The 15115-nt window shown below is 74.0% G+C and carries 12 protein-coding genes and 4 pseudogenes; 8 read left to right on the forward strand and 8 right to left on the reverse strand.

Going from position 1 to position 15115, the window contains the following annotated elements; translation table 11 throughout:
- Positions 1-40 precede the first annotated feature (40 nt).
- A complete protein-coding gene (locus EAO70_RS14680) occupies positions 41-616 on the reverse strand; it encodes an Lrp/AsnC family transcriptional regulator (RefSeq protein WP_410091279.1) in 576 nt (191 codons plus the stop codon).
- A 192-nt stretch (positions 617-808) separates the two neighbouring features.
- Between EAO70_RS14680 and pdhA the strand changes: the two genes are divergently transcribed.
- The 3 genes and pseudogenes from pdhA to EAO70_RS40360 form a co-directional block, all read left to right on the forward strand.
- Positions 809-1969 carry a pyruvate dehydrogenase (acetyl-transferring) E1 component subunit alpha gene (pdhA, locus tag EAO70_RS14685; RefSeq protein WP_148003391.1) on the forward strand — a complete coding sequence of 387 codons (1161 nt, stop codon included), beginning with the start codon at positions 809-811 and terminating at the stop codon, positions 1967-1969.
- Positions 1969-3033, forward strand: coding sequence for an alpha-ketoacid dehydrogenase subunit beta (locus tag EAO70_RS14690; protein ID WP_148003392.1), 1065 nt, complete (start codon positions 1969-1971; stop codon positions 3031-3033). Before pdhA ends, EAO70_RS14690 begins: the two co-directional genes overlap by 1 nt.
- Positions 3033-3723, forward strand: a pseudogene (locus EAO70_RS40360) (biotin/lipoyl-containing protein); the annotation flags it as partial. The gene EAO70_RS14690 and the pseudogene EAO70_RS40360, both read left to right, overlap by 1 nt.
- A 54-nt stretch (positions 3724-3777) precedes the next feature.
- Here the strand turns inward: EAO70_RS40360 and EAO70_RS40365 are convergent.
- Both EAO70_RS40365 and EAO70_RS40370 read right to left on the reverse strand, forming a co-directional pair.
- Positions 3778-3825, reverse strand: a pseudogene (locus EAO70_RS40365) (hypothetical protein); the annotation flags it as partial.
- Positions 3826-3943: 118 nt separating this feature from the next.
- Positions 3944-3991: pseudogene (locus tag EAO70_RS40370) on the reverse strand (hypothetical protein); the annotation flags it as partial.
- Between EAO70_RS40370 and EAO70_RS40375 the strand changes: the two are divergent.
- From EAO70_RS40375 to EAO70_RS14725, 5 genes and pseudogenes are all read left to right on the forward strand, one after another.
- Positions 3988-4683: pseudogene (locus EAO70_RS40375) on the forward strand (dihydrolipoamide acetyltransferase family protein); the annotation flags it as partial. The pseudogenes EAO70_RS40370 and EAO70_RS40375 overlap by 4 nt on opposite strands.
- A gap of 160 nt (positions 4684-4843) precedes the next feature.
- Positions 4844-5800 (forward strand): DUF6457 domain-containing protein, encoded by a 957-nt coding sequence (locus EAO70_RS14710; protein WP_148003393.1) that lies wholly within the window; start codon positions 4844-4846, stop codon positions 5798-5800.
- Positions 5797-7200 carry a molybdopterin molybdotransferase MoeA gene (locus EAO70_RS14715; protein WP_148003394.1) on the forward strand — a complete coding sequence of 468 codons (1404 nt, stop codon included), beginning with the start codon at positions 5797-5799 and terminating at the stop codon, positions 7198-7200. The genes EAO70_RS14710 and EAO70_RS14715 overlap by 4 nt, the downstream gene beginning before the upstream one ends.
- Positions 7197-8282, forward strand: coding sequence for a potassium channel family protein (locus tag EAO70_RS14720; protein WP_148003395.1), 1086 nt, complete (start codon positions 7197-7199; stop codon positions 8280-8282). The genes EAO70_RS14715 and EAO70_RS14720 overlap by 4 nt, the downstream gene beginning before the upstream one ends.
- Before the next feature lie 35 nt (positions 8283-8317).
- Positions 8318-9304, forward strand: a complete 987-nt coding sequence (locus EAO70_RS14725) for an NAD(P)H-quinone oxidoreductase (protein WP_148003396.1) — start codon at positions 8318-8320, stop codon at positions 9302-9304.
- Between the two features lie 160 nt (positions 9305-9464).
- Here the strand turns inward: EAO70_RS14725 and EAO70_RS14730 are convergent, their stop codons facing one another.
- From EAO70_RS14730 to EAO70_RS39185, 5 genes are all read right to left on the reverse strand, one after another.
- Positions 9465-10013 (reverse strand): bacterial proteasome activator family protein, encoded by a 549-nt coding sequence (locus EAO70_RS14730; RefSeq protein ID WP_015034799.1) that lies wholly within the window; start codon positions 10011-10013, stop codon positions 9465-9467.
- A gap of 97 nt (positions 10014-10110) precedes the next feature.
- Entirely contained in the window at positions 10111-12975 is a 2865-nt protein-coding gene (locus EAO70_RS14735; RefSeq protein ID WP_148003397.1) for an ABC transporter permease, read from the reverse strand.
- Complete coding sequence (locus tag EAO70_RS14740) at positions 12972-13706, reverse strand: ABC transporter ATP-binding protein (RefSeq protein ID WP_148003398.1); 735 nt, start codon at positions 13704-13706, stop codon at positions 12972-12974. Before EAO70_RS14740 ends, EAO70_RS14735 begins: the two co-directional genes overlap by 4 nt.
- Positions 13707-13925: 219 nt before the next feature.
- Positions 13926-14633 (reverse strand): PadR family transcriptional regulator, encoded by a 708-nt coding sequence (locus EAO70_RS14745; protein WP_148003399.1) that lies wholly within the window; start codon positions 14631-14633, stop codon positions 13926-13928.
- Between the two features lie 96 nt (positions 14634-14729).
- Positions 14730-15115, reverse strand: a 386-nt coding sequence (locus EAO70_RS39185) for a hypothetical protein (protein ID WP_261992857.1), incomplete at its 5' end; no start/stop codon positions are given.

The following is a 15115-nucleotide window of genomic DNA, read 5'->3' on the forward strand; positions in this document are numbered from 1 at the left end:
GGCTCCCCGGCGCCGGAGACGTACGCCCACGGAGGCGGGCTCAGGCGTGCGGGTCCGTGTTGAGGTCGGTCTCCTCGAAGACCAGCAGCGTGCGCGTGGACAGCACCTCGGGGATCGCCTGGATGCGGGTGAGCACCAGCTCGCGCAGGGTCCGGTTGTCCGGGGTGTGCACCAGCAGCAGGACGTCGAAATCGCCGCTGACCAGCGCGATGTGCGTGGCGCCCGGCAATGCGCCGAGCTGCTCCCGGACCGTGCGCCAGGAGTTCTGGACGATCTTGAGCGTGATGTAGGCGGAGGCGCCGTGGCCCGCCCGCTCGTGGTTGACCCGCGCGCTGAAGCCGCGGATCACCCCGTCGTCGATGAGCCGGTTGATGCGCGCGTACGCGTTGGCCCGGGAGACGTGCACCCGCTCGGCCACGGAGCGGACCGAGGCGCGGCCGTCCGTTTGCAGCAACCGCAGGATGTCCCGGTCGATCGCGTCCAGCGGGCGTGCCGGAACGGCCCCCGTCGGGGTGCCGACCGGGGCGCTCAGCGCCTCGCCGGGGCCCTCGCTCCCGGTCCCGCGGAGCTCGTCGCCCCCGTCGCCGTCCGGAGCCGCGCTCCGGTCGACGGCCATTTGTTCATCCGCCACGTGCCCCCGCCTCTCTCCGGTGGACGACCTGTACTCATCCCAGGCTGTGGAGAACCGTTTGTCCACAGGCTGGAGGTGCCTGTAGCCAAAATGCCTCCACGACCGAACAATCGGTAGGTGAGGCGCGCCACACTCGCGCCACCCGCCTTCGGGTCTTATGCCCGCTCCCACGAGGAGGTGGACTCGTTGCAACAGCGCAGTTCGACAGTCCAAGAGCCGCCCGGTGCCGTTCCCGCCCACCGGCCGACCCCGCCGCCGGCCTGGCAGCCGCGTACCGACCCCGCCCCGCTGCTGCCCGACGCCGAGCCGCTGCGCGTGCTCGGCACGGACGCCGTGGCCGACGCCGATCCCGCGCTGCTGCTCCGGCTCTACACGGAGCTGATCCGCGGCCGCCGGTACAACACGCAGGCCACCGCCCTCACCAAGCAGGGCCGGCTCGCCGTGTACCCCTCCACCCACGGCCAGGAGGCGTGCGAGGTCGCCGCCGCCCTCGCCCTGGAGGAGCGGGACTGGCTCTTTCCCTCGTACCGCGACACCCTGGCCGCGGTGGCTCGCGGCCTCGACCCCGTGCAGGCGCTGACCCTGCTCCGCGGCGACTGGCACACCGGGTACGACCCGCACGAGCACCGCATCGCGCCGCTCTCCACCCCGCTCGCCACCCAGCTCCCGCACGCGGTGGGCCTCGCCCACGCCGCCCGGCTCAAGGGCGACGACGTCGTCGCGCTCGCGATGGTCGGCGACGGCGGCACCAGCGAGGGCGACTTCCACGAGGCGCTCAACTTCGCGGCCGTCTGGCAGGCCCCCGTGGTCTTCCTCGTGCAGAACAACGGCTTCGCGATCTCCGTCCCCCTCGCCAAGCAGACCGCAGCCCCCTCGCTGGCCCACAAGGCCGTCGGATACGGGATGCCCGGCCGGCTCGTCGACGGGAACGACGCGATCGCCGTCCACCAGGTGCTCAGCGAGGCCGTGGCCCGCGCGCGGCGCGGCGGCGGCCCCACGCTCGTCGAGGCCGTCACGTACCGCATCGACGCCCACACCAACGCCGACGACGCCACCCGCTACCGCGCGTCCGCCGAGGTCGAGACCTGGCGGGCGCACGACCCGATCCTGATCCTCGAACGGGAGCTGACCGAGCGCGGCCTGCTCGACGAGGACGGCCGGCGCGAGGCCGCCGAAGCTGCCGAGACGATGGCCGCGGAGCTGCGCGAGCGGATGAACGCCGACCCGGTGCTGAACCCGATGGACCTCTTCTCGCACGTGTACGCGGAGCAGACCACGCAGCTGCGGGAACAGGCGGCGCAGCTGCGCGCCGAGCTCGAAGCCGAGGGTGAGGCGTGATGACGACGGCGACGACCGGATCCACGGCGGACAGGACCGCCGGGAACCCCGGAAAGGGCGGGGGAGCCGGGAAGGCCAAGCCCGCCACGATGGCGCAGGCGCTCCAGCGCGCCATGCGCGACGCGATGGCCGAGGACCCCACCGTCCACGTGATGGGCGAGGACGTCGGTACCCTCGGCGGCGTCTTCCGGGTCACCGACGGGCTCGCCAAGGAGTTCGGCGAGGACCGCTGCACCGACACCCCGCTGGCCGAGGCGGGAATCCTCGGCGCGGCCGTCGGCATGGCGATGTACGGCCTGCGGCCGGTCGTCGAGATGCAGTTCGACGCGTTCGCCTACCCGGCGTTCGAGCAGCTGATCTCCCACGTGGCGAAGATGCGGAACCGCACGCGCGGCGCGATGCCGATGCCGATCGTCATCCGCGTCCCGTACGGCGGCGGAATCGGCGGCGTCGAGCACCACAGCGACTCCTCCGAGGCCTACTACACGGCCACCCCGGGCCTCCACGTCGTCACCCCGGCCACCGTCGAGGACGCCTACGGGCTGCTGCGCGCGGCCATCGCCTCGGACGACCCGGTGGTCTTCCTGGAGCCCAAGCGGCTCTACTGGGCGAAGTCCGACTGGTCCCCCGATGCGCCCGCCGCCGTGGAGCCGATCGGCAAGGCCGTGGTGCGACGGCGTGGCACCGGTGCCACGCTGATCACCTACGGACCCTCCGTGCCCGTCTGCCTGGAGGCGGCGGAGGCCGCGCAGGCCGAGGGCTGGGACCTGGAGGTCGTCGACCTCCGCTCGCTCGTCCCCTTCGACGACGAGACCGTCTGCGCCTCGGTGCGGCGCACCGGCCGCGCGGTCGTCGTCCACGAGTCGACGGGCTTCGGCGGCCCCGGCGCGGAGATCGCCGCGCGCGTGACCGAGCGGTGCTTCCACCATCTGGAGGCACCGGTGCTGCGGGTCGCGGGCTTCGACATCCCGTACCCCCCGCCGATGCTGGAACGGCACCATCTGCCGGGCGTGGACCGGGTCCTGGACGCGGTCGCGCGGCTGCAGTGGGAGGCGGGAAGCTGATGGCGCAGGTGCTCGAGTTCAAGCTGCCCGACCTCGGCGAGGGACTCACCGAGGCGGAGATCGTCCGCTGGCTGGTCGCCGTCGGCGACGTCGTCGCCATCGACCAGCCCGTCGTCGAGGTCGAGACGGCCAAGGCCATGGTCGAGGTGCCCTGCCCGTACGGCGGTGTCGTGACCGCCCGGTACGGCGAGGAGGGCACCGAGCTGCCCGTCGGCGCGCCGCTGCTGACGGTCGCGGTGGGCGGCACGGGAGCGCCGGAGGAGCGTGCCGAGGCCGCTCCCGGCGCCGCCCCCACGGCGGGGGAGGGTGCCGCCGAGTCCGCCGTGTCGTCGGAGTACTCGGGCAACGTGCTCGTCGGGTACGGCACGGCCGGGCCCGCCGCCCGGCGCCGCCGGGTGCGCCACGAGAGCCACGCCGTGGCGAAGGCGCCCGCCGCCGCCCCGGCCGCCCAGGCACCCGCGCCCGTTGCTGTGCCGGTCGCTCCGGCTCCGGACGCCGGGGTCGGTACCGGCCACGAGGGGCCGGTGCCGGTCATCTCTCCGCTGGTGCGGAAGCTGGCCAGGGACCGCGGGCTCGATCTGCGCGAGGTGCGGGGGTCGGGACCCGAGGGCCTGATCCTCCGGGCCGACGTCGAGCTGGCCCTCGCGGCCCTCGACCGTCCGGCCGCCGCTCCGGCACCCGCCCCCGCCCGCACGGCGGCCGTGGGGCCTCGGGTCCCGACCCCCGCACCTCGCGCAGATCGAGCCCGCGGTCCCTGGCCAGCTTCCGCACCAGCGGAGAGATGACCGGCACCGGCCGGGGAGCGGATCCCGCTGCGCGGGGTCCGCGGCGCCGTGGCGGACAAACTCGCGCGCAGCCGCACGGAGATCCCGGCCTCGGGTCCCGACCCCCGCACCTCGCGCAGATCGAGCCCGCGGTCCCTGGCCAGCTTCCGCACCAGCGGAGAGATGACCGGCACCGGCCGGGGAGCGGATCCCGCTGCGCGGGGTCCGCGGCGCCGTGGCGGACAAACTCGCGCGCAGCCGCACGGAGATCCCGGACGCGACCTGCTGGGTCGACGCCGACGCGACGGAGCTGATGGCCGCACGCACGGCGATGAACGCGGCGGGCGGGCCGAAGATCTCGCTCCTCGCGCTCCTCGCCCGGATCTGCGTGCACGCCCTGGCGCGGTTCCCCGAGCTGAACTCCACCGTGGACACCGCGGCGCGGGAGATCGTCCGGCTGCCGTCCGTGCACCTCGGTTTCGCCGCCCAGACCCCGCGGGGCCTGGTCGTGCCCGTAGTCAAGGACGCAGGGACCCGGACGGCGGAGTCGCTGACGGCGGAGTTCGCCCGGCTCACCGAAGCCGCACGGGAGTCGGCACTCACCCCGGCCGATCTGACCGGGGGCACCTTCACCCTGAACAACTACGGGGTGTTCGGGGTCGACGGCTCCACGCCGATCATCAACCACCCCGAGGCCGCGATGCTCGGTGTCGGCCGGATCATCCCCAAACCCTGGGTCCACCAGGGCGAACTGGCCGTACGTCAGGTGGTGCAGCTCTCGTTCACCTTCGACCACCGCGTCTGCGACGGCGGCACGGCGGGCGGCTTCCTGAGGTACGTGGCGGACTGCGTCGAGCAGCCCGCGGTCCTGCTCCGCACGCTCTGACACGGCGCCCCGGCGGGACCTGCCCGGGTCCCGCCGGCCATCCGAGGGCGGGCCCTGGAACGATCCTCGGGCCGGTCCTCCGACCGCTGCGCCGGGTGGACCGTCTCACCAAGGGAGACGCGCCCGACGGCGGGCCGCGGCGGCGGACCATACTGCTGGGGTGACCACCCCCCATGACGCCGTCGTGCTCGCCGGAGGCGCCGCCCGGCGCCTCGGTGGCGCCGACAAGCCCGGCGTACGGGTCGGCGGCCGGCCGCTCCTCGACCGGGTCCTCGCCGCGTGCCGCGGCGCGGAGCGGACCGTGGTCGTCGGCGACCCCCGCCCGACCGTCCACCCCGTCCGCTGGACCAGGGAGGACCCGTCCGGCGGAGGCCCGCTCGCCGCCCTGGACGCGGGAGTACGCGCGCTGGGCGAAGGCGCCGGGGACGCGGCGGCCGAGGCGAACGAGGCCGGGACCGATGCCCCCGGCACGAGCGGCGTTCAGGGCGGCGAGGCTCAGGCCGCTGGGGACGACGGCGGTGTGCTGCTCGTGCTCTCCGCCGACCTGCCCTTCCTCGACGACGACACCGTCCACCAGTTGCTCGGCGCGCTCGCCGACCACCCCGAGGCCGAGGCCGCGCTCCTCACCGACGCCGGGGAACGGGACCAGCCGCTCGTCGCCGCCTACCGAGCGGCCCCGCTCCGCCGGGAGTTGGCGCGGATCGCCGAGGAGCGCGGCACCCTCGCCGACGGCCCGCTGCGGCGGCTCACCGGCGCCCTGCGCCTCACCCGGGTCGCCGCGGGGCCGCACGCCTCCTTCGACTGCGACACCTGGGAGGACATCGCCACGGCCCGGGCCCGCATCAGGGAGCATGGGACCGTGCTGGATGAATGGATCACCGCAGTCAAGGACGAACTGGGCATCGAGCTGGACGTCGACACCGGCGTGCTGCTCGACCTGGCCCGCGACGCCGCTCACGGCGTGGCCCGACCCGCCGCTCCCCTGACCACCTTCCTGGTGGGCTACGCGGCGGCTCGCGCGGCCGACGGGGGCGGCCCCGAGGCGGTCGCCGAGGCCGCCCGCAAGGCCGCCGCGCTGGCCCAGCGCTGGGCCGCCGAGCAGGACGAGGCCGGATGACCCTGCAGGAGCCCTTCCCGGTACCGCCCGGAACCGGCGACGCCCGGTCCGGGCAGCCGCACCGGGCCACCACCTGGCCCGAGGCACGTGCCGCGGCCGTCCGCGCCGGGGCCGCCGCCCGGGCCGGCCGGGCGCCGCTCGGCGTACCGCTCGCGCAGGCACTCGGCCAGGTCCTGGCCGGACCTCTGCTCGCCCTCACCGACCTGCCGCCCTTCGACACCTCCGCCATGGACGGCTGGGCCGTCGCGGGTCCCGGGCCGTGGACCGTACGCGCGCAGGACGCCGTCCTCGCCGGGCGGGCGCCCGAGGCCACCGCGCACGACGGCGAGGCGGTACGGATCGCCACCGGCGCCCGCGTACCCGCCGGGACCACCGCCGTGGTCCGCAGCGAGCACGCCCGCACCGAGGGCGCGCTGCTGCACGCACTGCGCGGGGTCGTGCCGGGACAGGACATCCGGCCCCGGGGCCAGGAGTGCCGCACCGGCGAGGAGCTGCTGCCCGCCGGGAGCGTCGTGACCCCCGCCGTACTCGGCCTCGCCGCGGCCGCCGGCTACGACGAGCTTCCCGTGGCGCCCCGCCCCCGGGTCGAGATCCTGGTCCTCGGCGACGAGCTGCTCGCGGCGGGCCTCCCCCACGACGGCCTCATCCGTGACGCCCTCGGCCCGATGCTGGGCCCGTGGCTGGCGGGCCTCGGCGCTCACGTCCTGGCCGTCCGCCGGATCGGCGACGAGGCCGAGGAGCTGTACGCGGCCGTCACCGGTTCCGCCGCCGATCTGGTGCTCACCACCGGGGGGACCGCCGCCGGGCCCGTGGACCATGTCCACGGAGTCCTGGAGAAGGCCGGGGCGACGCTCCTGGTCGACGGGGTGAAGGTCCGGCCGGGGCACCCGATGCTCCTCGCCCGCCTCGACCCCCTGCCGGAACCGCCCAAGCCCGGCCCGACCGAGCCCGCGCCGTCCGCGGCCGCGCCTTCCGGAGCCACCGAGCCCGCTGCCGCGCCGCCGACCGGGACCGCCACGGCACCCCGCGTGCGTCATCTCGTCGGGCTTCCCGGGAACCCGCTCGCGGCCGTCTCCGGACTGATGACGCTGGCCGAGCCGCTGCTGGCCGCGCTGACCGGGGCCGCGACCGCCGCGTACGAGCCGCCGCGGGTCCCCCTGCGGGACGAGGTGCCCGGCCACCCGTACGACACCCGGCTGGTCCCGGTCGTCCGCCGCGGTGGGCACGCCGTGCCCCTGCGCTACAACGGACCGGCCATGCTGCGCGGCATCGCCGCCGCCGACGGACTGGCCGTCGTCCCGCCCGGCGGCGCCCGCCCCGGCCAAGAGTTGGATGTCCTCGACCTTTCCTGGCCGGCGGCAGAGGGGGCCGTACCGGCCCAAGGAGCGTGTTTCACGTGAAACTTCCCAGTCGTGACGCGATGGCCCGCCACGCGGAGGAACGGATCTCCGGCCCGCAGATCAAACTGCCCCGCCGTGAGGTCGAGCGGCCCCTGCGCCAGGTCGGCAAGCGACTTCTGATGGCCCTCGGCGTGCTCGCCGTGACGATCATGATCGTCTACGTCGACCGCGGGGGTTATCACGACAACGCCAACGGGACGCTCGACTTCCTCGACTGCGCCTACTACGCGACCGTCACGCTCTCCACCACCGGATACGGCGACATCGTCCCGTACAGCGACACGGCGCGGCTCGCCAACATCCTGCTGGTCACGCCCCTGCGCGTGCTGTTTCTGATCATCCTGGTCGGTACCACCCTCGAGGTCCTCACGGAGCGGACCCGCGAGGAGTTCCGGCTGAATCGCTGGAGGTCCACCTTGCGCGACCACACCGTCATCGTCGGCTTCGGTACCAAGGGGCGGTCCGCGATCCAGACGCTCTGCGCCACCGGTCTCAGCAAGGAGCAGATCGTCATCGTCGATCCCTCCAACAAGGTGATCGAGACGGCGAACGCGGACGGCTTCGTCGGTGTCATCGGCGACGCGACCCGCAGTGACGTCCTGTTCCGCGCCGAGGTGCAGCGGGCCCGGCAGATCGTGATCGCCACCCAGCGCGACGACACGGCCGTCCTGGTCACCCTCACGGCCCGGCAGCTCAACCGGGGCGCGAAGATCGTCGCCGCGGTCCGCGAGGAGGAGAACGCGCCGCTGCTGCGCCAGTCCGGTGCGGACGCGGTCATCACCAGCGCCAGCGCCGCCGGGCGCCTGCTCGGTCTGTCCGTGCTGAGTCCCAGCGCCGGCACGGTGATGGAGGACCTCATCCAGCAGGGCTCCGGCCTCGACCTGGTGGAGCGCCCGGTGACCAAGAGCGAGGTCGGGAAGAGCGTCCGCGAGACCGGCGACCTGGTCGTGAGCGTGCTGCGCGGCCACCGGCTGCTCGGCTACGACGACCCCGCGGCCAGCCCGCTCCAGCTCACCGACCGGGTGATCACCATCGTGCGGGCGACGCCGGTCACCCCGCTCCGGACACCGCCGGAGGACTGAGCCCGTCACGCCCCGCCGGGAGTAGCCTCGCCGCCATGTATGCGATCACGATTCCGGAACCCGGTGGCCCCGAGGCCCTCGTCTGGGCCGAGGTGCCCGATCCCGTACCCGGCGAGGGCGAGGTCCTCGTCGAGGTGGCGGCGAGCGCCGTCAACCGCGCCGACCTGCTCCAGCGGCAGGGCTTCTACGACCCGCCGCCGGGCAGCTCGCCGTACCCCGGCCTGGAGTGCTCGGGCCGGATCTCCGCCCTCGGCCCGGGAGTGGGGGGCTGGGCGGTCGGCGACGAGGTCTGCGCGCTGCTCTCCGGCGGCGGCTACGCGCAGAAGGTCGTCGTTCCCGCGGGCCAGCTGCTCCCGGTGCCCGAGGGCGTCGACGTGGCCACGGCCGCGGCACTCCCCGAGGTGGCCTGCACCGTCTGGTCCAACATCTTCATGATCGCCCACCTGCGTCCGGGGGAGACGCTGCTCGTGCACGGCGGGGCGAGCGGGATCGGCACGATGGCGATCCAGCTGGCCAAGGCGATCGGGGCGCGGGTCGCGGTCACCGCGGGCGGCCCCGAGAAGCTGGCGCGCTGCGCCGAACTCGGCGCGGACGTGCTCATCGACTACCGCGGGCAGGACTTCGTCGAGGAGCTGGCCAAGGCGACGGACGGGGCGGGGGCGGACGTCATCCTGGACATCGTCGGCGCCAAGTACCTGGAGCGGAACGTGAAGGCGCTGGCCGTGAACGGCCGGCTCGTCGTCATCGGTCTCCAGGGCGGAGTCAAGGGCGAGCTGAACCTCGGGGCGCTGCTCGCGAAGCGGGCCGCGGTCATGGCGACCACGCTGCGGGCCCGCCCGGCGGAGGAGAAGGCGGCGATCGTGGCCGCCGTCCGGGAGCACGTCTGGCCGCTGATCGGCGCGGGAACGGTCCGACCGGTCGTCGACCGGACGCTGTCGCTGAGCGACGCCGCCGAGGGGCACCGGGCGCTGGAGGCCGGCACCCACGTCGGCAAGGTCCTGCTCCTGGCCCCGCAGGCCTGACGGGCCGGGCCGCCTCCGCCGGTCGGCCTCCGCAGGCTCGATCCGGCCCTCGTCCGCCGTGGTCGTCCCGGACGCGTGACGTCCGCCGCGGTCGTCACGGACGGGTGAGGGGCCCGGCACACCGTGTGCCGGGCCCCTCCTCGTCCGTACTCCGCCGGGGCTACAGGTACGGCCCCGAGCGGACCGCGTGGCCGGGGCCGCGGTCGTCGTCGTCATCGTCGTGCGACGCACCGGGCGGGAGCGCCCGGCGCATCTGCTCCAGCTGGGCGCGGGCCGCCATCTGCTGGGCGAAGAGCGCCGTCTGGATGCCGTGGAAGAGGCCCTCCAGCCAGCCGACCAGCTGCGCCTGCGCGATGCGCAGCTCCGCCTCGGAGGGGATCGCCTCGTCCGTGAACGGCAGGGAGAGCCGCTCCAGTTCCTCGACCAGTTCGGGCGCGAGCCCGTCCTCCAGTTCCTTCACGGAGCTGGCGTGGATGTCCTTGAGCCTGACCCGGCTGGCCTCGTCGAGAGGTGCCGCGCGTACTTCCTCCAGGAGCTGCTTGATCATGCTGCCGATCCGCATGACCTTCGCAGGCTGCTCGACCATTTCCGTCACCGGGACCTCGCGGGGTTCGTCGTCGCCCTGAGTGCCGCCGAGCGCCATCCCGTCCTGTCCCACGATGAGGACCTGGGGGCTCTCCTGCGACCTGTCATTCCTCGGCATCTCCATGCCGCCATTCTCTCGTACACATGCGTCACCACGGGGTGTGCCCCCGTACGAGGGTGATCCACCCTCGTACGGGGGCACAGGACGACGACGAAGACCGTCAGGTCGCCTCGCGCCGGGCCAGCGCGCCGCGGGATCGGGTCACCAGGGCGGCCAGCAGGGCCGCGCCGACCGGTACGGCGACCAGCAGGCCGGCGAGGGTCTCCCAGGGGATGACGATCGGCACGTACGGCGCGTCGGCGGCCGTGCTCCAACCCTGGGCCATGGACTCCTCGTGCCAGCGGAACTGCTGGCGCTCCTCGTTCAGCCGGAGGCCCACCGCGGGCAGTACTCCGGCGGCCGAGCCGAGGAGGACGCCCATCGCGGCGACGACACCGCACTGGAAGCCGCTGAGGGTCCGGCGGACCCGCGGCGGGGCGCCCACGGCGGCCAGCGTCTTCAGATCGGCCTCGGCGTCGGCCTGGGCGAGCCCGGTGGCGATGCCGGCGGCGCCGACGGTCACGAGCCCCGCGAAGATCGCCAGGGACAGCAGGATGAGGCTGTACGAGTTGACGAAGCCCTCTTCGACGCGGAGGTCGACGTCGCTGCCGAGCTTGGTGAGCTCGCCGTCGAGCTTCTGGCGGGCCTCGGTGTCGGGCAGCCGTTCCGTGCTCGCGTAGCTGCCGAGCGGCACCGTCGCGAGTCCGGCGGCCTTGGCGGTGGCCGGGGTCATCAGGGCCTGGACGCCGTAGGACGGCTTGTCGCCGGGGACCTGGTACGCGGGCAGGAAGCTGACCTTGCCGGGAGTCGGCTTGCCGTTCTCGGAGGCCTTGTCCGCGGCGGCGAGGTCGGTGACCTGCTTGATCCCGTACGTGCCGTTCTTGCCGATGTTCACCGGGTTGAAGCTGACGACCTTGCCGTCGGCGAGGGCCTTCACGGTCGCGGGGTCGTCGAGGCCGAGCACCTGGAGGAGTGCGGCGTCACCGACGAGGAGCCCGCCCTCGGCGACGTACAGGCCGTTGCTGCGGCCCTCCTTGCACCGCCAGTCCTCGCTGAGCATCTTCCGGCGCTGCTCGGGCGTGAACTTCTCGGCGGGGTCGCCGCCGCCGGGGACCGAGGCGTACATGGGGCACTCGTTGGCCGGGGGGACGACGATCTCGAAGCGGCCACAGCCGGCGCCGGTGTCCCAGGGCTTGCAGCCGGGCTTGCCGACCGAGACGCGCTGGACGTCGGCGCGGACGTCGACGGGGACGTACCGCTGGAGGGCGTCGCGGACGGCGGGGACGTCCCGGCCGCCCTCCTCGTTGACGAACGCGGCGACGGTGCCGTGCGGCAGCTCGGCCGTGTACTCGGCCCTGCGCTGGGCCTCCTCGCTGGCCATGTACGTGGAGACGGCGACCGTGCCGGCGACGGCGGCGAGGACGGCGGCGACGGCGGGCGCCGTACGGCCCCGGTTGCGCACGGCGTCCCGCAGCGCGAGCCGCGGGGACAGCGGCAGCCACCGGCCGGTCCGCCCGAACAGGCCCACCAGGGCCGGGGTCATGGCGACGACGCCCAGCTCGGCGATCGCGGAGCCGCCCGCGACGATGATGAACTGCTGGGTGACGATGGACCCGAAGAGCGCGATGGCGCCGCCGATCAGGAGGGCCGCGAGGCCGATCAGGGGCAGCACTCGGCTGCTGCGACGGACACCGCGACGGCCGGTGAGCGAGGCGAGGACGGTCTGCCGGGAGGCGGTGATCGCCGGAACGATCGCGGCGAGCAGTCCGGTCAGCACGGCGAGCAGCGCGATGCCGAGGATCTCCAGCGGCCGGACGTCGAAGGCGCCGAACCGCTGGCCCATGGTCTCTTCCAGGAAGGGCTGGAGCGCCTTCGTGAGGATCAGGGCGAGGACCGTACCGGTGACCGCCGCGGCGACACCGATGACCAGACCACCGCTCAGCACGATGGCCCGGATGTGGCTGCGGGCACCGCCGTTGGCGCCCACCAGACCGAGCTGGCGGCGGGAGCGACGGGCGCCGACCGCGAAGGCGGGACCGGCGAGCAGACAGATCTCCAGCATCGCCAGACCGACGACCGTGCCGACGGCGGCGAGCTCGGCGGCGTTACCGGCCGTGCTGGACTCGAAGTTGGCCCAGCCCTCCTTCTGGAAGAGCGGGATCTCCGACTTGGCGGGCGGGTCGATGAGCACGGCACGGGAGGTGACGATCACACCCTTGGTGTTGATCTCCTTGACCATGTTCCACGTGAAACCACCCGCGACGCGCACCAGGTACGTGGTGGCGGTGTCGGGCTTCTGCAGACCGGCCTTCTCGACGGCCTTCGCGTACGGCGCGTGGAAGGCGCCGGGGAGCGCGTTGACCTGGTCCGCGTTCAGCTGGTCGGGAATCTCGTAGGAGCCGACGATCCGGTACGGGCGGTCGAAGTTGCGTGCGGAAAGGGTCGAACCGACCGCGAGACCGCTGCTCTCCAGGAAGTGCGAGGTCGCGATGACCTCGTCGTTCTTCTCCGGGTAGCGGCCCTCCAGGAGGGTCGTGATGCCGCGCGCCATCGGGTCGGCCGCCTTGATCTCGCGCACCTCGGTGACAAGCAGACCGTGCTTCGTCGTCAGCTTGGCGCTGCCCGAGCGGTCCGTGAGGACCGTGGATCCCGCGGGGAAGGTCTTGGTGACATCGGTGGGGCCGCTCGGCCAGGCCGTGTCCCCGTAGTCCTTGGCCGGGGTGTTCAGTTCCCCGGCCGGGTCCTGGAAGATCGGCACCCCGCCGTAGCCGGAGTCCTGGAAACGGGCGTCGGCCGCGCCGATCGAACGGTCCGCCTTCTCGGCGGGGGACAGCTCGGAGCTGCGGAAGGTGAGATCGAGGGCGCTGACGCCCAGGATCGGCAGGGCGATCATCGCCAGGACGAGGGCGCTGCGGCCCTTGGAACGCCAGGCGTCGCGGCGGGCGATGCGTATCGCGGCCCGCCAGGAGTGGAACCAGGTCTTCACGCCTCAGCCACCTGGCCCGTCAGCAGGGAGTCGGCCTCGCTGCGCACCGTCTGGTCGACGATGGCGCCGTCGCGGAGGAACACGACCCGGTCCGCCCAGGCCGCGAAGCGCGGCTCGTGGGTGACGAGGACACCGGCCGCGCCGGCGTCGCAGCGGCTGCGGAGCAGGGCGAGCACGGACTCCCCGGTCTCGGAGTCGAGGGCGCCGGTGGGCTCGTCGGCCAGGACGAGCCGGCGCTCTCCGACGAGCGCGCGGGCGATGGCCACGCGCTGCTGCTGGCCGCCGGACATCTCGTCGGGGAAGCGGTCGGCGAGGTGGCCGAGGCCCATCTCCTCCAGTGCCTTGAGGGCTTCGACGCGCGCCTTCCGGGAGGAGGTCCCGTCCAGCTCGCGCGGCAGGGCCACGTTCTCGGCGGCGGTGAGGGCCGGGATGAGGTTGTAGTCCTGGAAGACGTAGCCGATGCTGCGGCGGCGCAGGGCCGCGAGCTCCTTGACGCTCGCCGTGGTGATGTCGGTGTCCTCGACGATCACCTGTCCCGAGGTGGGGGCGTCGAGACCGCCGGCGATGGTGAGCAGCGTGGACTTGCCGGAGCCGGACGGGCCCATGACGGCGACGAGTTCACCCGGGTACACGGCGAGGTCGATGCCGCGCAGGGCATGCACCTCGGTGGCACCCGCGCCGTGGACGCGGGTCAGGTTCTTGAGTTGCAGCACGGGCTGCTGTGCGGACATGAGGAGTCCCCCCTTGGGCGTGTCCGGCGGTCGGCCGGGCACGGGAGCGAGCGGTGGAAGGGTGGTACGGCCGGTGCGGAGCGGGCCGTGCGGCGGACGGTGTGCGGTCCGTACGGCGGGCGGTGCGCGGGCCGTACGCCGGACGCGGCGCGCGTGATGGGCGCGCGGCGCAAGAGGTACGGGTGGGGCGAGAGGTACGGGTGGGGCGCGGGAGCGCGGTCAGCGTCTCCGGGCCGCGGGTGGGACGGCCTCGGACGGCGCGGTGCCGGAGCGGACCGCATCGGCACCCGGCCGGGCGCCGGCGTCCGGTCCGTCGGCGGCGCCGGGGGCCTTCCGGGGCGGGGACGCCGTGGCGTCCTGGCCGGTCCCGGCGTCCGCGGCCGTCGTCGAGAGGCGGATCAGCCGGGACTCGCAGTGGTCCAGCCAGCGCGCCTCGGCCTCGGTCTGGAAGATCAGCTGCTCCAGGACGAGCAGCCAGGCGACGTCGTCCCGCTCCCGCGCTCCGCCGCTCTCGACGGCGATCAGGGCCTGTGCCTTGAGGCGGGTGTAGTCCTGCATCGCCTTCACGGTGTGCCGGCGCTGGGACTGGATGACGTCGCGGATGTCGACGCTGGGGGCGCCCACGGCCATGGCGAGCTTGATGGCGAGCTCGTCACGGGCGGGACTGGTGCGGTCCACCGGCTTCTCGAACCAGGTCCGCAGTTCGGCGCGGCCGCTGTCGGTGATCGCGTACAGGGTGTGCCCGGCCGCGTCCTCGCCGCCCTGGGCGACCATGCCGTCGCGTTCGAGCCGGTTGAGGGTCGTGTACACCTGGCCCACGTTGAGGGGCCAGGTGGAACCCGTGCGCGATTCGAACTCCGTACGGAGCTGGGAGCCGTACCGAGGACCGCGTTCGAGGAGGGCGAGAAGCCCGTGGCGGATGGACATACTCAGTATGTATACCGGGTATGCCGGGACCGACAACCGTCCTGAGACGGAAGGGCCGCGTCCCCCTCAAGGGGGACCCCGGGGGTCCGAAGGGGTTCAGCGGCGCCGCATCCGCAGCCCGAGGAAGCCGATCCCGAGCCCCATGAGCGCCAGGCCGACCCCGAGCGTGAGGACGGGAATCCGCTGGTCGACGAGGGGTTGTGCGGATTCGGCGGCGATCCCGGGCGCGACGCCGGGCCGGCTCGCGGGCGCCGCCTCCGGTGCGACGGCCTCCTCCTCGCGTACCTCCCGGGGCTCCTCCTCGACGGCCTCCAGGCGCTCCGGCTCTGTTGCAGTTTCGGTACGAGGGGCCTCCGGCCGCCGGGGTGCGTCGCCCACCGGGGCCAGGGCCACGGAGCGTCCCGGGCGCGGCCTCCCCTCGCCCGCGGGCCGCCCCGCGAGTGAGGCGGAGCCGTCGGGCGAGGGGAGGCCGCGCCCGGGAC

The organism is Streptomyces sp. adm13(2018) (genome assembly GCF_008042145.1).
Lineage (GTDB): Bacteria > Actinomycetota > Actinomycetes > Streptomycetales > Streptomycetaceae > Streptomyces.